The 20490-nt window shown below is 66.1% G+C and carries 20 protein-coding genes; 7 read left to right on the top strand and 13 right to left on the bottom strand.

The genetic code is table 11. The annotated features are described in order from the left end of the window. Positions 1 to 101: 101 nt before the first annotated feature. Positions 102 to 1616 (top strand): aminotransferase class III-fold pyridoxal phosphate-dependent enzyme, encoded by a 1515-nt coding sequence (locus ACW7G0_RS08120; RefSeq protein ID WP_456988950.1) that lies wholly within the window; start codon positions 102 to 104, stop codon positions 1614 to 1616. Positions 1617 to 1866: 250 nt separating this feature from the next. Next, the gene (locus ACW7G0_RS08125; protein ID WP_456988952.1) at positions 1867 to 3381 is read left to right on the top strand and encodes a catalase; all 1515 of its coding nucleotides are present in this window, start codon (positions 1867 to 1869) and stop codon (positions 3379 to 3381) included. Positions 3382 to 3530: 149 nt separating this feature from the next. On the opposite strand, the gene ACW7G0_RS08130 is transcribed toward ACW7G0_RS08125, so the two are convergent. The 11 genes from ACW7G0_RS08130 to ACW7G0_RS08180 form a co-directional block, all read right to left on the bottom strand. Beyond that, positions 3531 to 4115, bottom strand: coding sequence for a hypothetical protein (locus tag ACW7G0_RS08130; RefSeq protein ID WP_456988954.1), 585 nt, complete (start codon positions 4113 to 4115; stop codon positions 3531 to 3533). Further along, positions 4112 to 4552, bottom strand: a complete 441-nt coding sequence (locus tag ACW7G0_RS08135) for a hypothetical protein (protein WP_456988956.1) — start codon at positions 4550 to 4552, stop codon at positions 4112 to 4114. Before ACW7G0_RS08135 ends, ACW7G0_RS08130 begins: the two co-directional genes overlap by 4 nt. Positions 4553 to 4585: 33 nt before the next feature. After that, entirely contained in the window at positions 4586 to 5044 is a 459-nt protein-coding gene (locus tag ACW7G0_RS08140) for an HIT family protein (RefSeq protein WP_456988958.1), read from the bottom strand. A gap of 150 nt (positions 5045 to 5194) precedes the next feature. Beyond that, positions 5195 to 6214 carry an alpha/beta hydrolase family protein gene (locus tag ACW7G0_RS08145; RefSeq protein WP_456988960.1) on the bottom strand — a complete coding sequence of 340 codons (1020 nt, stop codon included), beginning with the start codon at positions 6212 to 6214 and terminating at the stop codon, positions 5195 to 5197. 17 nt (positions 6215 to 6231) lie between these two features. After that, positions 6232 to 6648 carry a YchJ family protein gene (locus ACW7G0_RS08150; RefSeq protein WP_456988962.1) on the bottom strand — a complete coding sequence of 139 codons (417 nt, stop codon included), beginning with the start codon at positions 6646 to 6648 and terminating at the stop codon, positions 6232 to 6234. Between the two features lie 53 nt (positions 6649 to 6701). Next, the gene (locus tag ACW7G0_RS08155) at positions 6702 to 7127 is read right to left on the bottom strand and encodes a PaaI family thioesterase (RefSeq protein ID WP_456988964.1); all 426 of its coding nucleotides are present in this window, start codon (positions 7125 to 7127) and stop codon (positions 6702 to 6704) included. A gap of 165 nt (positions 7128 to 7292) precedes the next feature. Then, entirely contained in the window at positions 7293 to 7775 is a 483-nt protein-coding gene (locus ACW7G0_RS08160) for a hotdog fold domain-containing protein (RefSeq protein ID WP_456988966.1), read from the bottom strand. Positions 7776 to 7831: 56 nt separating this feature from the next. Then, positions 7832 to 8230 carry a hypothetical protein gene (locus tag ACW7G0_RS08165; protein WP_456988968.1) on the bottom strand — a complete coding sequence of 133 codons (399 nt, stop codon included), beginning with the start codon at positions 8228 to 8230 and terminating at the stop codon, positions 7832 to 7834. Positions 8231 to 8371: 141 nt separating this feature from the next. Continuing rightward, complete coding sequence (locus ACW7G0_RS08170) at positions 8372 to 10906, bottom strand: diguanylate cyclase (protein ID WP_456988970.1); 2535 nt, start codon at positions 10904 to 10906, stop codon at positions 8372 to 8374. Between the two features lie 36 nt (positions 10907 to 10942). Beyond that, positions 10943 to 11158 carry a hypothetical protein gene (locus ACW7G0_RS08175; protein WP_456988972.1) on the bottom strand — a complete coding sequence of 72 codons (216 nt, stop codon included), beginning with the start codon at positions 11156 to 11158 and terminating at the stop codon, positions 10943 to 10945. A gap of 140 nt (positions 11159 to 11298) precedes the next feature. Continuing rightward, a complete protein-coding gene (locus tag ACW7G0_RS08180; RefSeq protein WP_456988974.1) occupies positions 11299 to 11919 on the bottom strand; it encodes a YbhB/YbcL family Raf kinase inhibitor-like protein in 621 nt (206 codons plus the stop codon). Between the two features lie 332 nt (positions 11920 to 12251). Here ACW7G0_RS08180 and ACW7G0_RS08185 point away from each other — a divergent pair, with 332 nt between their 5' ends. Together ACW7G0_RS08185 and ACW7G0_RS08190 are read left to right on the top strand one after the other, a co-directional pair. Next, positions 12252 to 13031: an acetoin reductase gene (locus ACW7G0_RS08185; RefSeq protein ID WP_456988976.1), complete on the top strand. Its 780-nt coding sequence runs from the start codon at positions 12252 to 12254 to the stop codon at positions 13029 to 13031. A gap of 2 nt (positions 13032 to 13033) precedes the next feature. Beyond that, positions 13034 to 15166, top strand: coding sequence for a copper-transporting P-type ATPase (locus ACW7G0_RS08190; RefSeq protein WP_456988978.1), 2133 nt, complete (start codon positions 13034 to 13036; stop codon positions 15164 to 15166). Positions 15167 to 15237: 71 nt separating this feature from the next. Here ACW7G0_RS08190 and ACW7G0_RS08195 read toward each other — a convergent pair whose 3' ends face one another. Together ACW7G0_RS08195 and ACW7G0_RS08200 are read right to left on the bottom strand one after the other, a co-directional pair. After that, positions 15238 to 16248 carry a zinc-dependent alcohol dehydrogenase family protein gene (locus tag ACW7G0_RS08195; protein ID WP_456988980.1) on the bottom strand — a complete coding sequence of 337 codons (1011 nt, stop codon included), beginning with the start codon at positions 16246 to 16248 and terminating at the stop codon, positions 15238 to 15240. A gap of 25 nt (positions 16249 to 16273) precedes the next feature. Then, the gene (locus ACW7G0_RS08200) at positions 16274 to 16918 is read right to left on the bottom strand and encodes a TetR/AcrR family transcriptional regulator (RefSeq protein WP_456988982.1); all 645 of its coding nucleotides are present in this window, start codon (positions 16916 to 16918) and stop codon (positions 16274 to 16276) included. Between the two features lie 109 nt (positions 16919 to 17027). Here ACW7G0_RS08200 and ACW7G0_RS08205 point away from each other — a divergent pair, with 109 nt between their 5' ends. The 3 genes from ACW7G0_RS08205 to ACW7G0_RS08215 are packed head-to-tail and all read left to right on the top strand — an operon-like array spanning position 17028 to position 20485. After that, positions 17028 to 18209 carry a thiolase family protein gene (locus ACW7G0_RS08205; RefSeq protein ID WP_456988984.1) on the top strand — a complete coding sequence of 394 codons (1182 nt, stop codon included), beginning with the start codon at positions 17028 to 17030 and terminating at the stop codon, positions 18207 to 18209. A gap of 12 nt (positions 18210 to 18221) precedes the next feature. After that, positions 18222 to 18842, top strand: a complete 621-nt coding sequence (locus ACW7G0_RS08210; RefSeq protein WP_456988986.1) for a hypothetical protein — start codon at positions 18222 to 18224, stop codon at positions 18840 to 18842. Beyond that, positions 18839 to 20485: an FAD-binding oxidoreductase gene (locus ACW7G0_RS08215; RefSeq protein WP_456988988.1), complete on the top strand. Its 1647-nt coding sequence runs from the start codon at positions 18839 to 18841 to the stop codon at positions 20483 to 20485. Before ACW7G0_RS08210 ends, ACW7G0_RS08215 begins: the two co-directional genes overlap by 4 nt. Positions 20486 to 20490 lie beyond the last annotated feature (5 nt).

Raw genomic sequence — 20490 nt, forward strand, 5'->3', positions numbered from 1 at the left:
CTGATTGAATCAAAAAGAAAAACACCGTCGTGTTGAACTCCTGCGCACTTATGCCGGGGCACTTTCGACACCGCGATCGACCCCGTGGAGGAACAACACCGATGTCCAGCACCACCAACGGCAACGCCATTGTCAGCAAACTTGCGCCACTGCGCGCCCACTCCGGCTCGCGCCGCACCACCGGTCTGGACGATGCGGTTCTGGCCGGTTTTTCCAACGATGCCGACCTGATCGAGGCGGTCGATGCCGCGGTCGCCGAGTACCACCGCGTCAAGGGTGATTTCGCCGACCTGCTCGAGCTCGACGAGGATGCCCAGATCCACGCCATGCAGGCGGGTTTCATCAACTTCTACCAGGATGACGCGGTCAATCCCTATGTCGCCCTCACCGCACGCGGGCCGTGGATCGTGACCCTGAAGGGCGCGGTGCTGCATGACTCGGGCGGCTACGGCATGCTCGGCTTCGGCCACGCACCGGCCAAGGTGCTCGAGGCGATGGCCAAGCCGCAGGCGATGGCCAACATCATGACCCCGAGCCTGTCCCAGTTGCGCCTAAGCACTTTGTTGCGCGAAGCGATCGGCCTGGGCCGCGACTGTCCGTACGCGAGCTTCATGTGCCTGAACTCCGGCTCCGAATCGGTCACGCTGGCGGCCCGCATCGCCGATGCCAACGCCAAGGCCATGACCGACGAAGGCGGCCGGCACGCCGGTCGCACCACCATCAAGCGGGTCGTGGTCAAGGGTGGTTTCCATGGCCGCACCGAGCGCCCGGGCTTGTACTCCAACTCCTCGCGCAAGGCCTACGAGCAGTACCTGGCCAGCTACCGCGGCGAGAACAGCGTGATCGTGATCGCGCCCTACGACATCGATGCGCTGAAGCAGGCGTTCGCCGATGCCGACGCCAACAACTGGTTCATCGAGGCGATGTTCCTGGAGCCGGTAATGGGCGAAGGCGACCCGGGCCGCAGCGTGCCGGTCGACTTCTACAATGCCGCCCGCGCGCTGACCAAGGCTCACGGTGCGCTGCTGCTGGTCGACTCTATCCAGGCAGGACTGCGCGCCAACGGCGTGTTGTCGATCGTTGACTACCCCGGCTTCGAGGGCGTCGATGCGCCCGACATGGAGACCTATTCCAAGGCGCTCAACGCCGGGCAGTACCCGTTGTCGGTGCTGGCGGTCAACGAGCTGGCCGCGAATGCCTACAAAAAGGGTCTGTACGGCAACACCATGACCACCAACCCGCGCGCGCTGGACACGGCCTGCGCGGTGCTGGAAACGGTCACCCCGGCGCTGCGCGAGAACATCCGCGCCCGCGGCGCCGAGGCGATCCAGAAGCTGGAGGCGCTCAAGGACACACTGGGCGGCATGATCACCAAGGTCCAGGGCACCGGCCTGCTGTTCTCCTGTGAGCTGTCCGACGACTTCAAGTGCTTCGGCACCGGCTCCACCGAAGAGTGGCTGCGCGAGCACGGCATCGGCGTGATCCATGGCGGCGCCAACTCGTTGCGTTTCACCCCGACCTTCACCGTCACCAGCGCCGAGATCGACCTGCTGGTCAGCATGGTCAGCCGTGCCCTCAAGGAAGGCCCTCGCCTCAACCAGGCCGCGGTGGCCTGACTGCCCCCACGTCAGCCACTGCAATCGCGTACTGAAAAAGCCGGGGCAACCCGGCTTTTTCATGCCAGCATCAATATGATTGAAATTGCCGATCGCCCGTCGCTACATTCGTGCGCTCCGCCTATCGCTTCGATCGAGACAATCAAATGGCATATCAATGGAGCGCGGGGCAGACTCGTTGGCAACACCAAGCCAAGCCGCCTGGATCCGTGCCAATGCGGCGCTGACCATCTACATGAGGAAGACGACCATGACCCGTCCCGACAACACGTCCAACAGCAGTGCGTCCAACAGCGGATCGACCACCGGTGCCGGCGCGCCCGCCCCGAGCGACCGCAACTCGCTGAGTATCGGCGCCGACGGCCCGATCCTGCTGCACGACGTGCACTTCCTGGAGCAGATGGCGCACTTCAACCGCGAGAAGGTGCCCGAGCGCCAGCCGCACGCCAAGGGCGCCGGTGCGTTCGGCGTGCTCCAGACCACCGAGGACGTCTCGAAGTACACCAAGGCGGCGCTGTTCCAGAAGGGCGCGTCGACCGACATGCTGGCGCGCTTCTCCACCGTCGCCGGCGAGGTGGGCAGCCCCGACACCTGGCGCGACGTGCGCGGGTTCTCGCTGAAGTTCTATACCGATGAGGGCAACTACGACCTGGTCGGCAACAACACCCCGGTGTTCTTCGTGCGCGACCCGATGAAGTTCCCCCACTTCATCCGCAGCCAGAAGCGCCTGCCCGACTCCGGCCTGCGCGACAACCACATGCAGTGGGACTTCTGGACCAACAATCCCGAGACCGCGCACCAGGTCACCTACCTGATGGGCGAGCGTGGCCTGCCGCGCACCTGGCGGAACATGAACGGCTACGGCTCGCACACCTATATGTGGATCAACGCTGCCGGCGAAAAGTTCTGGGTCAAATACCACTTCCACACCGAACAGGGCATGGCGTTCTTCAACAACGCCGAAGCTTCCGCGATGGCCGGCCAGGATGCCGACTTCCACCGCGGCGACCTGTTCAACGCGATCAAGCGCGGCGAACACCCCAGTTGGATCCTGTCGGTGCAAGTCATGCCGTACGCGGACGCCAAGAGCTACCGCTTCAATCCGTTCGACCTGACCAAGACCTGGTCGCACAAGGATTATCCGCTGATCAAGGTCGGCACCATGACCCTGAACCGCAACCCGGAGAACTTCTTCGCCCAGATCGAGCAGGCCGCGTTCTCACCGGGCAACACGGTGCCGGGCATCGGCCTGTCGCCGGACAAGATGCTGCTAGGTCGCGCGTTCGCCTACGCCGACGCCCAGCGCCACCGCATCGGCACCAACTTCCACCAGTTGCCGGTCAACCAGCCCAAGGTGCCGGTCAACACGTACATGTTCGATGGCCAGATGACTTACCACCACAGCGGCAACGCACCGGTGTACGTACCCAACAGCGGCGGCCGCACTTGGGCGGATGAAACCGGCCCGGTGGCAGACGGCTGGGAGACCGACGGCGAGATGGTCCGCAGCGCCTACACCCTGCACGCGGAAGACGACGACTTCGGCCAACCCGGCACCCTGGTGCGCGAGGTCTGGAACGACGCCCAACGCGCCCAGTTCGTCGACCAGGTCGCCGGCAGCCTGCTCGGCGGCGTCCGCAGCCCGGTGCTGGAACGCGCGTTCGAATACTGGAAGAACGTCGACCCCGCGACCGGCCAGCAGATCGAAGACAAGGTCCGCTCGGGCAGCGCGCCGGCACCGGCCGAGGGCATGGGCGAGGGCTGATCACCCGCCCGTATTGACGTCGGTTTGTGAAACACCCGGCCCCGCGTGCCTGTCATGCGGGGCCGTTTTGTATCAGGCGCGTGACCACGCGCCCGGAGCTCCCGCGCCGAGTCGACACTGGAACCTGATTCGGGGGGGATTACCGGCGGCTACGCATTCACCGCCAGTTGGAACGCCACCCCACACGCCAGCCCTGTCACCGCACCGACGAGGACTTCCGAAATCCCGTGTCGGCGCAGTACCAGCCGCGACCACGCCACCACCACTGCGGCCGCGAGCAACCCGGCGAACGCCACCGCCTGCGGCCAGACGATGCACGCCGCGAACATCGCGAACGCGACATGCAAAGAGATCTTGAGCTGGCCGCGCAGCACGTGGCCGCCCAGCACGATCACCCCCGACAAGCCGATCGCCGCGACTACACCACGATCCGAACCGGCAACCGCGAGTATCGCCGCAAGCCCCAGCAGCACCCATGAGGCGAACCGGTTGAGTTGCGAGCGCTCGTGCGGCTGCGAGGCATCGATGTGCGACCAGCGGCCCGAGCGGGTCTGCAGCGCGCTGTAGATCATCACCACTGCGGCCGCCGCCAGCGTGAGCCCCAGCGCCTGCCACACCCGTCCCGGCGCCGGGTCGCCCGCACTGGTGGCGACGGCCGATGCGACCACCATCACAACCACCGGGTGGATCAGGATCGACGCCAAGCGCGCGACCCATTCCCAAGTCGATTTCATGGCGTTGCCGGCGCCGCCTTCCCCGCCTGCAGGCACGCGCCGATCCGGGTGGCCAACCAGGCCATCGGCAGGTAAGCGGCCAGCAGGTCGACCGCGATGAACCAGGCCGGTGCCGGAATCATGAAGCTGGCGGCCACGCCACCGCACAGGAAGATCACGCCGATCGCGTAGGCCAGCTTCGCCTTGTGACTGGCCGCAATCAGGTAGGCGACGAGCGCCCCGGCGAGCGTGCCGACGGCATGCGCCAGGAACGGCATCACGAAGTGCCGCGGCTCGAAAAGATGGATGGCGGCGGCAAGGCCCTCGGCGCTGGTCACGTCCACGCCCGCCGGCGGCGGAACCAGCGACGGGCCGAGGGTCACGAGTGCCAGGTTGACGGCACTGCCAACGACGAACCCGACGACGACCGCAATCACGTTGCGCAGCAGATGGGGCATGGCAAGTTACCGACTAGTGGAAGGTTTGCGAGCTTACCGCTGCGGACCGCCCTTCGCCCGATCATCGGGTTGCGCCAGTTGCCGACGCAGCGTCTCCGCATAGGCCTCCCTGACCTGCTCGCCTGGCGTATCTGGCGCATGCGGATAGACGCGCAACATCCCATCCCCGATCCGGCGCGGATGCACATGGAAATGCAGGTGCGGCACTTCCTGGCCCGCCGCCTCGCCAATGGAATGCCAGAGGCTCAAGCCCTCGTTGGCGAAGGCCACTCCCACAGCCCGTGTCACTCGGGCCAGCATCGACATCACCGCAGCGCCCGTGGCGTCGTCCAGCTCACGAACATCCGGCAAATGGTGCCGCGGAATCACCAGGACATGGCCCGGGTTGAACTGGTGCAGATCGACGAACGCGACCGCCAGATCGCTCTCGCAGACGATGCTGGCAGGCTCGGTTCCGCAGGCGATCCGGCAGAAGGGACAGTCGCTGCTCATGTGCGGCCGGAAGCCCTTTTCACCGCGCTAGAACGTGGTGCTGTCCATGGCGGACGCGGTCACCGGCCATCGCCGGCGACGCCATGAAGTGATCGCGTGATCCGGGATTGGACCGCGCTGTGGATCGCTCGACCATGCCGGCGCTGCCCTTCACCGGGAAACGCCCGATGGCAGGTGCCGGCGGAAGAACGCAGTCACAGCGGCGTTCATGCTCCGATGCCAGGCGGAACGGTCAAAGCCTTCCGGGTCCTCGCAGATCTGCGGCGCCGCTTCCTCAAGCCGGGATGTACACGGAGCCAGATAGGCGAAGTGGCCTGCGCCTTTCGCGACATGGTATTCGGGCGCCTGCGGAAGCGCCGACCGGATGGCCTCGATATGTTCGAACTCCACGCCATCACCGCCGTGTTCCGACGCCCACAACTGGATCGGAACGTGCACTGCCTGCAGCCCCGCCGCATCGAACAGGTTCAGCGGATCCACCACCACGGCTGCACGGATCCGCGGATCCGCGCGGGGCTCCAGGCGTGGATCACCCAACCGGATCTGGCGACACAAGGGATTGATGAGCGACCACCAGCGAGCGCAGAGCCGTTCCCCGGCGGCGGCCACGCTGGGCTGCGCACCAGCCAGGGCCAGTGCTGTGTACCCGCCGCGGGAGAATCCAAAAACACCAATCGACCCGGGGTCAAGCTGCTGGCGCGAGCGCCAGCCCTCAAGCATGAACGAGATGACCCTACTCACATCGCGCGGCCGCGACTCGAATATTCCCACCTGATGCGCCGCGGAATCATCGCCGAACATGTCTCCGGGATGATTGAACGAAACGACCACAAAACCCGCATCGGCCAATGCCGTGGCGGTGTCATGGTGGCCCATGAGGCTTCCACCGTGCCCGTGCGAAACCACGACCAGGGACAGCGAGTCGCCATGCACGGCGCAGCCCGGGGTGCCTTGCACGTCGTAAGGGCCCAACTGCGCGGAAGCCGGCGGACTTGCGCAGGGACTCCAGACCATCGCCTGTATTGCTGGCCCGGTGGCTGAAGCCGGCACCTCGACCCGCTCGTAGCCAGCGGCGAAAGCGCTTCCACCTACGCCGAATAGCAGCCCCAGCCAAAATGCCTTGGCGAGCCATCCTGCACGACTCTTGAAAATGTTGGCTGTGCAACTCATGAGCAGTATCCCTGGACCTATGCAGTGCCGGACCTATCCAACCATATGGTTGCAGGAAACTCCCCGTCCACATACAGCCACCGTCCGCCGATGCGCTGGAAGCGGCTCACCTCGTGCAGCCGCACCGCGGGCGCGCTGCCAACCTTGTAGCGGGCCACGAACTCCACCACCGCGCTGTCATCACCGGCATCGGCGTGGCGCTTCACGTCCAGCCCCAGCCAGCGCAGGCCCGGGGTGTCGTCCAGGTCGAGCGACGCCGGGCGGGTGTCGGGGTGCCAAGTGGCCAGCAGGTAGTCGCGCAGGCCCAGCACATAGGCGCTGTAGCGCGAACGCATCAACGCCTCGGCGCTGGCGACGGGGGCGCGGCCCTCGTGCAGCGGCTGGCAGCAAGCCGCGTAGGCAGAGGATGGGTTGCAGGGACAGGACTGGGGCATGGAGAACCTGGAATCACGCCGCACAGCGGAGCCACGGTCGGCTGGATGAATGGTCAGGTGCCTTTCTTCGGATAGAGCACCATCTGAGTACAACGGAAAAGAGCGATGGTCTTGCCCGACTCCCGGTGCGTGACCACGACATCCCAGACCTGGGTGGTCTTGCCAAGATGCACGGCTTTGGCAGTGCACTCGATCGTTCCGTCACGGGCGGTGCCGAGAAAGTTGGACTTGAGCTCGATCGTGGTGAAACCTTCTGCTCCCTCCGGAAGATTGGCGACGCACCCATAACCTGCGGCGGTATCGGCCAGGGTGACAATACTGCCGGCATGCAGGAACCCGTTGGGCGCCATCATCTCCTTGCGCACAGGCAGCTCCGACGTGACCTCTGCCGCAGAGATTCCCGTGACCACAATACCGAGATGACCAGGAAGGTTCCCGGCACCGATTTTGTTGAAGTAATCTGGATTCAGTATGGGCATGGCTTCATACACCTTTGTTCTTGTCGCCCCACGGCATTGGTCTCCAAAGCTCGATCTTGTTTCCATCCGGATCCATGATCCATGCGAACTTGCCTTCCAGCTCATTGAGCCGCTTTGCAGCTGAATTGATCCGACCCGTGAGGTGGCATCGGCTTGAATGAATTGTCAGGCCGCGCCCGACCTGAGCTTCCGGGGTGCTACCCACATAGTAATCAGCGCATCAAACACGGGCTCTGCCTGTTGATCCCGCACTACGACGTTGACTTTGAATTCACCAGGTACCGACCAATCGATCTGCGACTGGGGCGTAGCGATGGCAACCAGGTCGGTCTTTGCCATCTTGAGGTACCTCACGGTCATTCCCTTGGGAATCCAGCGGTGTGTCGAGGGAATAGTAACCTCGGTCATTGTTCCGCCTGCCAGTTCCGCCATATTACACATGGCAACGGCATGCACCGTCCCTATGTGGTTTAGCACGGCACGGCGCTTTCGCATCCGCACCTCGCAGTATTGTGGGCGAAGCTCCTCGAATTGCGGGCGAATGCTGCCGAAGTATGGTGCCTTTAGGCACAGTAGGCGAGAGAACGCCCACTTCCCACCCGGTTTAGAGGAAAAGCTTTGCCAAAGGCTTAGTGTTGTCCGGCGCACGGCGTCTCCAACATGAAAACTACGAGGGAAAGTTTGATAGCGGCCTAATGCCTGAATTAAGCCGAGCCGCGAAGCGGCTTCGGCTTGAATGAATTGTTAGGCCTCAGCCGAATGTGAAGCACCGACGCTAGCAAAGCACCGAGCAACCATGCTGCCAGGGCTTTGCCCCCATGTACCAGAAGGCCAGACGCCGCCAAAGAAACAAGCCCGGTCACTGCGAATGCGGCGAAGGCAAGAGCGCTTCTGGCGGCAAACAACCGAATTGAGAGGAAGTGGATCAGTAGTGCCACGAGCAAAGCGCCAATGCCAAAGACCACCGCAGCCTCCCAAAACGCGAGAGAGAAGCCACGTGGCATGACAAAGGCATTGGTGAAGCCGAGCGTGTAGATAGAGGCCGCATAAGTGAGCCCGCCCGAAACAACACCGGCTGCGATATTTTTAAGGGACTGCCGCATAGTCTCTCCTGAGGCCTAACTATAGTTATCAATAAATTCCGCCTGATAACCCAACTCAAGCGGCGCCGACCTTTCCGTCCTGGTCCTGTGCCCGGCCTAGCGCAACCAACATCTCCACCAGCTTCGGCGGCCGCGGAGAAGTCAGGGGACTTGCAGACTGAAGCGAGGAAAGCCTGCCCCGGATCCTTCAGGCGCGGGATCGTCGCGCAGCTCGCCCAGCGGCGGAATGACCAGCGTGGTGTATTCCTCGTAGTGCGCGTCGGGCAGGTCGCGCAGGGCCAGGCGCTCGATCCGGGGTGATCCGATCGGCAGCTGCGCCGCCTCGTACAGGATCGCCTCGTGCTCTGCCGGGTACCAGCGCAGCAGCTTGTCGACCAGCGCCTGCAGCCCTTCGCGCTCCGCGTGCAGGCGGCGACAAGACAGGTCGCCGGACAGGGTCACCTGCCACAGCAGCACCAGGCCGGCGGTATCAGGCCGGCGGTCGTAGACCAGGAAATGGGTCGCTTCCATCGACTGCACGCCACGGTGGCCCGGGTCGATCCCGAGGTCGGCGTACAGACAGGCTTCGGCGGAAATCCCCGGCTCCATGCGCGCCGGGATGCCCTTGGCGCGGGCCTTGCGCAGCACCGCATGCGGCACGTCGGCAAACACGCCCGGGTGGCCGTAGAACACCGCGCAGACGTGCTTGCCGGCCTCCACCTCGGCCATGATCGCCGCGTCGATCTCGCGGTAGATCTCGCGCCGGTCCTTGTCGGGCGCGTAGTAGACGCCGAGGTTGATCGCATCGGGGCGGAAGCCGTGGATCATGCCCAGCGCGAACGGGTCGACCAGGCAGAACACGACCTCGGCTTCACGAATTTCCGACAGGCAGCGTTCGCTGGCGTGGCGGCCGAACTGGATCCCGCTGCCCACCACCACCAGGCCTCCGGCCGACTTCGCGGCGGAGCCGACATCCCCGCTCGCACACACCACGCGGTCGCGACCGTCGTGCTTGGCGCGGTACAGGGCCTGGTCGGCCTCGTGGATCAGCTCCTCCAGCGTGGCGGTGTCAGCGCTCCTCTGGCAGATTCCCGCGCTGAGGTTGAAGCCGAACGTCTGCCCGAACACGGTGATCGGCTCGATCCTCGCGCGCAGGCGCAGCAACAGCGCCTCGGCTTCGACCACGTCGGCATCGAGCAGAATCGTGAACTCGTCGCCGCCGCTGCGCCCGGCGATGCCGCGCGCGCCGACGACCTCGGTGATCCATTCGCCAAGCGAACGCAACGCCTCATCGCCGGCAGCGTGGCCGTAGCTGTCGTTGACCTGCTTGAACAGGTCGATGTCGGCGACGATCGCCGTAAACGGCCGCCCGTTGGCGCGTGCGTGCGCGAATGCCGCCTCGCCGAGCTTGCGGACCTGCTGGTAGTTGTACAGGCGCGTCAGGCCGTCGCGTTCGGACTGCCAGCGGTAGCGACGGCGCTCGCGGATCGAGCGGCGCAGCAGGCCGAACAGCAGGATCGCAGTGACCAGCAGCCCGACCAGGCCTACACCGAGCATTATCTGCCGGCGTTGCGTCGCGGTGACCTGCAGCGCCGCCAGCTCATTCTCGGCTTCCAGCAGGGCGATCTGCTGCTCCTTCAAGCGGGTATCGAACTCGACCTGCAGGTAGACCAGCCGGCGCTCGCGGGCGTCGCGCTCGGCCACCTTCGATGCCGACATGGACAGCCGGAAATGGGCGAGCGCCCGAACAAAGTCGCCGCGCCGCTCGGCCAGCTTGGCGAACAGGTCCTCGGTCTCCGCGATCGCGAGGTGGGAGTCCTGGTCCCGGTAGTAGCGCAGGGTGTCGGTCAGCAGCATCTCGGCCTCGTCGAGCCCCCGGTTCGACTCGATCAGGCTGTTGGCCAGCTCCAGCCGGGCGCTCCAGGCGCCGGCCGCGAAGCCCGCCGCCCCGAAGTCCGCAAGCGCCTGGCGGGCCCAGTCCAGTGCCTCGGCGTGGCGCCCCTGGCTGGCCAACATCTTGCCGACGCCGTACTTGCCGTTGGCAATGAACACCCTGTCGCCGGCGCGGGTGCAGGCCTCGATCTGGCGATGACGCCATGCCTCCGCTTCAGGGAAATTACCCGCGTGGTCCTCGGCCATGGCCACGTCGGCCAAGGCCAGGCACAGCGCCCTGGGCTCATTTCCGGCTTCGACAATTTCTAGGGCGCGCAGCGCCAGGTCCCGCGCCTTGCCAGTCTCGCCGACGAGGGTGTGCAGATAACTGGCGGCACCAAGCAGCCCGGCCGATTCCGCAGGGGCCTCGGGCAGGTACGACAGACCCTCGCCCAGCCAGGTGAACGCCAACGTCCAGTCCTCGACGTTGGCGGCGATGCTGATGGCGCTGGTATAGACGCGCACGCGCAGTGCCGCAGTCAGATCCTGGCGCAGCAGCTCCGCCAGGCCCTGCAGCGCGACGGACTCGTTGCCGGCGAGCGCGAGGTTGCGCAGACGGACGAACTCTATCCGGTAGCGCTGCTCCTGCGAGAGCGCATCCAGCTGCGATGCCAGGCCCTCGATCTTCTTGTCGGACTCACGCCAGTGCGCGGTGACCGCCAACCGCTCGATGTCCTGGACCTGCGCCTCCAACGCGTCGTCGGCGAACACCGGCGTGGCGGCGAACGCAAGCAGCAGGAGGGCGAAGGAGAGGAACCGGCTCATACGGTAGCGATCATCGACGGCGTAAGGCGCGGCCAGCTACTCGTAGGCCTTGACGATGTGGTTTGTGGCGAACTGTCCGTCCGCCAGCCCGGTTAGCCGCTTGATCGCTGCGTAATCGCTGGCGAGCATTGCCTTTTGCTCGTCCCCGGACAGGCCAGCGCGCTTGACCACCGCGCCCGGATCCTCCGCATACTCTGCGGCCAGCGCGGCATCACTGCCGAGTTTCCGCATCAGAACGAGCAGTTTTGACATGTCCCCTTCCCCTTGAGTTGACCAGACATCCACTGCCGCATGCGCGGGATAGATCACCCCAGTCCCAGCCCATCAAGCCGTTTGACCCTAGCATAGGCCGGTGTCCGTCTCCGTGGCGCGTGCCGGGGTGCCAGCCGCCGTCAGCCGGCAGGCTCCTGCGGTGCCGCGTACGTGCCCACCAGCCGCGCCTTCCCCATCACGTGACCGCTCATCGCTCTGAGCAGCGCGTCGCGGCCGGTGTCGGGCGCGAGGTCGAGCGCGGCGTCCAGTGCAAACACCTGGAAGTGGTAGTGGTGCAGGCCGGTCCCCGCAGGCGGCCGAGGGCCGAAGTAACCGGCTGATCCGTGGTCGTTGAGGCCCTGGCGCATGCCGTCCGGGTCGGCCAACTGCGGCTCCGCGGGCAGGCCTTCGGGCAGCGACGTCGCGCCGGCCGGTATGTTCCAGGCCACCCAGTGCACGTAGGGCGCGGGCCTGTCGGCGTCGGGGTCCTCCATCACCAGCACGTAGGTCCGCGCACCCTCCACCGGCTGCCAGGACAGCGCCGGCGAAATGTCCTCGCCGTAGGCGCTGTGGCGCTCCGCGATTGGCTGGCCGTCGGCGAAAGCCGGCGAGCGCAACGCAAACTCGCCGACGCTGGTGGCCTGCGTGTCAGGGCTGTCGAAGGCGAGCGCCACGCCATCGCCCTGGCAGCCCGGGGCGATGGCCGCCAGCAGGGCGGCGAGTGCGATCGGCAGGATGGTACGTCGGGGCGTGCGGGCCATGGCGCGATCCTCGAAACGGGTACACAGACTAGCGCGTCGCGTTGCGCGGGTGCGAAACCGTCAAACACAAACCTCAACACCCGCGAAGCCACCGAACGCGGCGTGTTCGGTTCACCGACCATGTTCGTCGGCGACGTGATTCTCATCATCGATGCCGTGATCGACGACCCCGGATTTCACCCGGTCTAACGGTCGCGACTCGCAAACTGTGGCACCCCGATGGAAGAGTTGACTGGTGGACACGGTGCAGCCGCTCGCCGCATTGCACTTCAAAGCTGAATCCACCACGACGCTCAAGAGACGTCTTGGGCAATACCAACAAGGAGATAAACATGAGCATCAAGGGAAAAGTCGCCCTCGTCACCGGCGCTGGCCAGGGCATTGGCCGTGCGATCGCTCTCAGGCTGGCGAACGACGGCGCTGACATCGCCATCGTGGACATCAAGGACGAGCAGATGAAGGCTGTCGCGGACGAGGTGAGGGCGGTCGGTCGCAAAGCGACAACGTTCAAGGCCGACGTTTCAAATCGCGACGATGTTCATGCCGCCATCGATCACGCTGAAAAGGAACTTGGCGGATTCGACATCATCGTCAACAACGCGGGCATCGCCTCGATTCAGCCTCTGGTCGACGTCACGCCCGAGGAACTCGACAAGATCCTGAAGGTCAACGTCGCGGGCGTCGTGTGGGGCATTCAAGCCGCCGCAAAGAAGTTCAAGGAGCGTAAGCAGAAAGGCAAGATCATCAACGCGGCGTCGAATGCCGGCCACGAGGGCTTCGCTCTCCTGGGTTTATACAGCGCGACCAAATTCGCGGTCCGGGGTTTGACGCAGGCGGCTGCCAAGGAGCTTGCCAGCGACGACATCACGGTCAACGCCTACTGCCCGGGCACTGTCGGTACTGACATGTGGGTCGAGATTGACAGGCGTATGGCCGAGATCAATGGAGACGAAATCGGGGTCAACCTCAAGAAGAATATCGAAGGCATCGCTCTTGGCCGCGCTCAGACCCCCGAGGAGGTTGCCGCGTTCGTTTCCTACCTGGCAGGTCCCGATTCGGATTACATGACCGGCCAGGCCCCCCTGATCGATGGCGGCATCGTCTACCGGTGAGCATGTCGAGAACAGGAGTCAGGGCGATCTATACCTGCCCGATGCATCCGGAGATCAGGCGCGATGGGCCGGGCAGCTGCCCGATCTGCGGGATGGCGTTGGAGCCGGACGTGGCCACCGCCGACGACGGGCCGAACCCGGAGCTGGCCGACATGACCCGGCGGTTCTGGATCGGGCTGGTGCTCACCCTTCCCGTGTTCGTGCTGGAGATGGGCGGCCACCTGTTCCCGGCGATCCATCGTCTGGTTCCGCCAACCACGTCGGCGTGGATCCAGTTCGCCTTGGCCACGCCGGTGGTGTGGTGGGCCGGCTGGCCGTTCTTCCAGCGCGCGTGGGCGTCGCTGGTCACCCGCAACCTCAACATGTTCACCCTGATCGCCATGGGCACCGGTGTGGCCTGGACCTACAGCGCGGTGGCCACGCTCATGCCCGGCCTGTTCCCGCCCGCGTTCCGGGCGGCAGACGGGAGCGTCGCGGTCTACTTCGAGGCCGCCGCCGTTATCACCGTCCTCGTCCTCCTCGGCCAGGTGCTGGAGCTGCGCGCGCGCGAGCAGACCTCCGGCGCGATCAAGGCCCTGCTCGATCTCGCACCCAAGACCGCCCGACGGATCGACGCGTCCGGCGAGGAAAGCGACGTGCCGGTCGAAGAGGTCGAAATCGGCGACCGCCTGCGCGTGCGCCCCGGCGAGAACGTGCCGGTGGACGGCGTGGTCGTCGACGGCCGCTCGGCCGTGGACGAGTCCATGGTGACGGGTGAATCCATGCCGGTGACCCGCAGCGTCGACGACCCGGTCATCGGCGGCACCCTCAACCAGTCGGGCGCGCTCATCATCCGCGCCGAGAAGGTCGGCCGCGACACCCTGCTGTCGCGGATCGTGCAGATGGTCGCCGACGCGCAGCGCTCGCGCGCGCCGATCCAGCGCATGGCCGACCGCGTCTCGGGCTGGTTCGTACCGGCGGTGATCGCGGCTGCCATCGTCACCTTCATCGTCTGGTCCATCGTCGGCCCGGAGCCGAGGATGGCCTACGGCCTGGTGGCCGCGGTCTCGGTGCTGATCATCGCCTGCCCTTGCGCGCTGGGGCTGGCCACGCCGATGTCGATCATGGTCGGCGTGGGCAAGGGCGCGCAGCTCGGCGTGCTGATCAAGAACGCCGAGGCGCTGGAGCACATGGAGAAGGTCGACACCCTGGTGGTCGACAAGACCGGCACGCTTACCGAGGGCAAGCCGTCGGTGACCGGCATCGTGCCCGCCGAGGGTTTCGACGAGGAGGCGATCCTGCGTTTGGCTGCGGGCGTGGAGCGCGCCTCCGAGCATCCGCTGGCACTGGCGATCGTCGACGCTGCCAAGAGCCGCGGCATCGTCATCCCCGACGTCACCGGCTTCGACTCACCCACCGGCAAGGGCGTGCTTGGAACAGTGGAAGGCGAGTTCGTCTCGCTTGGCAACGCCGCCTTCCTGGCCGAGCACGGCGTCGATACCGCCGCCTTGGCCGACCAGGCCGACGGCCTGCGTGGCGAAGGCGCAACCGCCATCTACATCGGCGTGTCCGGCCGGGCCGCCGGCATCCTCGCCATCGCCGACCCGATCAAGGACACCACGGCGCCGGCCTTGCAGGCATTGCGCGATGACGGCATCCGCATCGTCATGCTGACCGGCGACAACCGCACCACGGCCCTGGCGGTGGCGCGCACGCTCGGGATCGACGAGGTCGAGGCCGACGTGCTACCCGACGGCAAGAGCGACGTGGTGTCGCGCCTGCGTGCCGAAGGCCGGGTGGTCGCCATGGCCGGCGACGGCGTCAACGACGCCCCGGCCCTGGCCGCCGCAGACGTGGGCATCGCCATGGGCCCGGGCACCGATGTGGCCATGGAAAGCGCCGGCATCACCCTGCTCAAGGGCGACCTGATGGGCATCGTCAGGGCCCGGCAGCTGTCGGAAGCCACCATGCGCAACATCCGCCAGAACCTGTTCTTCGCCTTCGCCTACAACGCGGCCGGCATCCCGATCGCAGCCGGCGTGCTGTATCCGTTCTTCGGCATCCTGCTGTCGCCGATCATCGCCGCAGCGGCCATGACGCTGTCGTCGGTGAGCGTGATCAGCAACGCGCTCAGGCTGCGTTTGCTGAAGCTGTGAACGCGGCGAAACCCTGCGTGCTCGGCGGCATCTGCACGATGTCGTAGCCGCGGTAGCTGGTCGAGATCGGCTCAAATGTCGACGACGATCTTGCCGAAGTGCTTCCCGCTCTCTTGATGGCGGAACGCGGCCACCAGGTCGTCGAGCGCGAAGTGGCGATCGATGATCGGGCGCATGGTGCTGGCGTCGAGTGCGCGCACCATGTCCTGCTGCTGGCGGCGGCTGCCGACCACGAATGCCTGCAGGCGCAGGTGCCGCGCCAGGGCCAGGCCCAACGGCAGCTTGCTGTCGACGCCGGTCAACACGCCGATCACGGCGATGTGGCCGCCCACGCAGGTCGCCAGCATCGACTGCACCAGCGTCTCTGGACCACCCACCTCGATCACGTGGTCCACGCCGCGGCCACCGGTCAGGCCGCGCACGGTCATGCCCCACTCGGGGTCCTTGCGGTAGTTGATCACCTCGTCGGCGCCCAACTCGCGCAGGCGCTCGAGCTTGGCGTCGCTGGACGAGGTCGCGATCACGCGCGCGCCGGCCAGCTTCGCGAACTGCAGTGCGAACACCGACACGCCGCCGCTGCCCTGCACCAGCACGTCCTGACCCGGTTGCAGCGCGCCGTGCTCGAACAGCGCCTGCCAGGCGGTCAGGCCGGCGGTGGTCAGGGTGGCCGCTTCGGTGTGGCTCCAGCCGCACGGCGCGAGGGTGAACGCCGTGGCCGCCGCCGTCACCTGCTCGCGCGCATAGCCGTCGATGCCGTCGCCCGGCACCCGGCCGAAGCCCTCGGCCTGCGGCTCGCCGTCAACCCAGTCCGGAAAGAACGTGCTGACCACGTGATCGCCGACGGCAAACTCGGTGACGCCCGCGCCGACCGCGGTCACTTCGCCAGCGCCGTCGGACATCGGGATGCGCCGCTCCTTGGGAGCCATCGCGCCACTGACCACGCCGTAGTCGTGGTAATTGAGCGAGCTGGCGCGCAGGCGCACGGTGATCTCACCGGGGCCGGGCTCGACCGGCTGCGTGGTGCCGATGCTGACGTGGTCGAAGCCGCCACCGGCGGGGATGAAAACAGTCTTGATGGTCATGGGGGATCCTCTTGGGTGATGCCGGTCATCGCGCGGCGCGGTCGGCTTCGGCCAGCGCCAGGATGCCGGCCTCGGCATAAATGATGAGTGGGCTGTACGCACGCTCGAGCGCCTTGCCGGACTTGGCACCATCCACCAGCCCCTTGATCCGGTTCATGCCCGAGAATGAGGCCATCATCAGCGTGATCGCGTAGTAGAAGCCGGATTTGATCGCTTTTTCCGATACTCCGGGCAGCGCTTCCTGCAGGGCACGCATGAACACGTGAACGGTCCTCTGCATGTACTGGTCGAGGGCCTGATAATCGCGTTCGGACTGGCTGGTCAGCGCGACCAGGCGCGCATAGTTCAACCAGCCCGGGTCACCATGCGACAGCTCGTAGTACGGATGGATGAAGGCCCGCAGTATCCCGTCCACCGTCACCGGCTTCTCCGACTCGCGGAGCTTGGCCAGCGCCTCCTCGCGCCGCTCGATGATCACGTCCAGGCGCCGGTCGATCACTGCCTGGAACAACTTTTCCTTGGTCCCGAAATGGTAGGACAGCAGGTTGAGGCGGACGCCGGCGCGCTCGGTGATGGCCCTGGTCGACACCGCGTCGTAGCCGCGCCAGGCAAACAGGGCCTCCGCAGCGTCGAGGATGCGCTCGGGCGTGGATACACGTGTTGGCGACATGCGCAGGGCCTGTATTTTCTCTCCCCCGCATAGTAGGTCACTTGACTAAAATAGGTCAACCGACCTATCGTGATCCTCCACGCCCGACGCGGGCAGGAGGAGCAAACACATGTCATCCAACGAAGTTTTCGTCGTGGCTGCCAAGCGCACGCCCATCGGCTCGCTGCTGGGCCAGTACTCGTCGGTTCCCACGGTCGCGCTGGGCGCCACCGCCATCCGCGCCGCGCTCGCATCGATCGAGCTCGATCCGGACGAGGTCGACGAGGTCTACATGGGCAACGTCCTGACCGCCGGCGAAGGCCAGGCGCCCGCGCGGCAAGCGGCCATGGCGGCGGGTATCCCACTCAAGGCCGGAGCCACCACCGTGAACAAGGTCTGCGGCTCGGGCCTGAAGGCCATCATGATCGGCCGCGACGGCATCCTTGCCGGCTCCGCGGACGTGGTGGTCGCCGGCGGCATGGAGAACATGACCCTGGCGCCGCACCTGAGCCATGTCCGTGGAGGGGTCCGCATCGGCGACACGGCCCTTGTCGATCACCTGATGCGCGACGGCCTCAACCACCCCGACGGGCGCGTGCTGGGCACGTTCTCCCAGGCCACCGCGGACGAATACGGATTCACGCGCGAGCAGCAGGACGCGTACGCCCGGGCGACGGTGCTGCGCACCCGCGCCGCGATGGAGGCCGGGAAGCTGAAGAACGAACTGGTCCCCGTCGAGGTGGTCGACCGGAAGGGCGAACGCCGCCTGGTCGACGCCGACGAAATGCCGTCTTCCATCAACCTGGACCAGCTGTCCTCCCTCAAGCCCGCCTTCACTCCCGACGGAAGCATCACCGCCGCGACCGCGTCGCGCTTCTGCGATGGCGCTGCGGCCGTCGTGCTGATGAGCGCGAAGGCGGTGGAGCGCCTGGGAGTCACGCCGCTCGCGCGGGTGGTGGCGCACGCAACCCATTCGCAGGCGCCGGAGCAGTTCACCTCCGCACCGGTCGGCGCGCTGCGCAAGCTGCTGGGTAAGACCGGCTGGACGGTGGACGACGTCGACCTGTTCGAGATCAACGAGGCGATGGCGGCCGTGCCGATGGCGGTCATGAAGGACCTCGGCGTGCCGGCGGAAAAGATCAACGTGCACGGCGGAACGCTGGCCGTGGGCCACCCGATCGGCGCAAGCGGCGCGCGGATCACCGCCACCCTCCTCCACGCCATGCAGGACCGCCAGGCCAAGCGCGGCATTGCGACGCTGTGCATCGGCGGCGGCGAAGCGGTCGCTGTTGCCTTTGAGTCGGTCGACTGATTGGAGAGCATCATGGCTACACGACGACAGTTCCTGCAGGGCTCGCTGGCGACCAGCGGCCTGGTGCTCGCCAGCTCGGCCTTTGCCGGTCCCGGCGTCGCTTCCGTACTGGGGCCGCCGGGCGCCCGCCTGAAGCTGCAGGGCGTGGTGTTCGAGCCGGGGCGGACGCAGAGCGCCGCGTTCGCCGCCGCCGCGCGCCAGAGGCTGCCGACCTTCGGCATCGACGGCGACATCACCCCCGTCTGGGCACGGCTGGTTGAACTCTGGCGCACCGCACCGGCCGCGATCGCCGGGATGACCACGCATACCCCGCTGCTGCTGCTCGAGCAGTCTGCCCGTGACTACGGGCTGCGCGTGGCGTTCCGGGCCGAGCACCGGCCCATGGGCGACGGCACGGTCGCCCACTCCCTCAGCGGCCCGCCAGATGTCATCGGCGCATTCGGCCTGGCGGCGCGGCGCGAGCGCAACTTCGGCGCCTGCGTGGCGCGTGCCGTTGTCCATTGCCCGGCAGTGCCGGGTGCCAGCGACACGCGGTCGCTGCAGACCCCCGCCCACGGGCACGCAGCCGAAGGCCCCCTGTACTCCTGGGTGCTGGCACCCCGGAAGGCCCATCCACGAGGAGCGAACGCATGAAGCTACCCAATGACGTGAGTCCGGCCAGCTTCAACGCCGCCGTCGAAGAGTTCCGCAAGATCGTCGGCCCCGAGTGGGTGTTCACCAGCGACGAGGACATCGCGCTGTATCGCGACGCCTACTCGCCGGTATGGGACGAGGAAAGCGAGCTGATGCCGTCCGGCGCCGTCGCCCCCGCCTCCACCGAGGAAGTCCAGGCGGTCGTACGCATCGCCAACAAGTACAAGCTGCCGGTCTACGCCATCTCCACCGGCAAGAACCTCGGCTATGGCGGGTCGGCCCCGAACATGACCGGGACCTTCATCGTCGACCTCAAGCGCATGAACCGGATCATCAAGGTCGACGACCGCAGGAACTTCTGCATCGTCGAACCCGGCGTGTCGTACTTCGACCTCTACAACCACATTCAGGAGCACGGCAAGCAGTTGATGGTGGACGTACCCGACCCGGGCTGGGGCAGCCCGCTCGGCAACGCACTCGACCACGGCGTCGGCTACACGTGGATGAACTACCGCGACCACTTCGGCTCGCACTGCGGCATGGAAGTGGTGCTGCCGGATGGTGAGATCATGCGTACCGGCATGGCCGCCGTCCCCGGGGCCGAGACCTGGGGCGAGAACAAGTACGGCTTCGGTGCCTACGTCGACGGCCTGTTTGCCCAGGCGGGCTTCGGCATCGTCACCCGGATGGGCTTCTGGATGCAGCCGGCGCCCGACCACTTCCTGTCCACCGTGGTCAAGGTGCCCCGGTACCGCGACATCGTCCCGCTGGTCGATGGCGTCAACCGCATGGAGGACCAGGGCCTGATCGGGCATCCGCGCTACATCTGCCCGATGGACCCGCTGTGCATCCAGATGGAACCGGAAATCTACAAGACCACCCCGGAGCTGATGGCGCTCATCACCCAGCCCGGCGGCGCCAGCGTCGAGGCGTACGAAGCCTACGCGGACAAGCATGACCTGGAGTTCTGGAGCGTGCTGCTGAACTTCTACGGACCGAAGGACACCGTGTACGCCAACTGGGCGCACGCGAAGAAGGTGTTCGGCGACATCCCGGGCGTGCGCTTCGATGAGATCGAGAGCTACGCCGATCCCCTGCGCAACGACAAGGCGAAGCAGAACGCACGGCACAAGGTGGCGATCGGCGTGCCCAACATGTCGATCTTCGCGATCGGTGCGCGAGCGGAGGCCATGCCTGAACCCAGCGACGGCCACATCTGGTTCTCGCCGATCATTCCCCGCTCCGGCGAGGCGATCATCAAGGCCCACCAGGTGTTCACCCAGGCGGCGCGCGAGCTCAACATCACCTCGGCGCCGATCGGCGTGACCAACGTCCCGCAGACCTGGCAGTACCGCACCTACGTCTACCTGTTTCCGGTGTTCATCTCGCGATCGGACAAGGCGCAGAACCGCAAGTCCGTCCAGGACTTCACCAACCTCATCCGCATCGCCGCCGAACACGGCTGGACCGAGTACCGCACCACCCCCGCGTTCCAGGACGCGGTGGCGAAGACCTACTCGTTCAACAACAACATGCTGCTGCGCTTCCAGGAACAGCTGAAGGACACCGTCGACCCCAACGGGATCATGGCGCCGGGTCGCGGCGGGATCTGGCCGCGCCGCTACCGGGAGGGCACGCGGTGAAGACG

The organism is Lysobacter sp. A286, assembly GCF_054052105.1.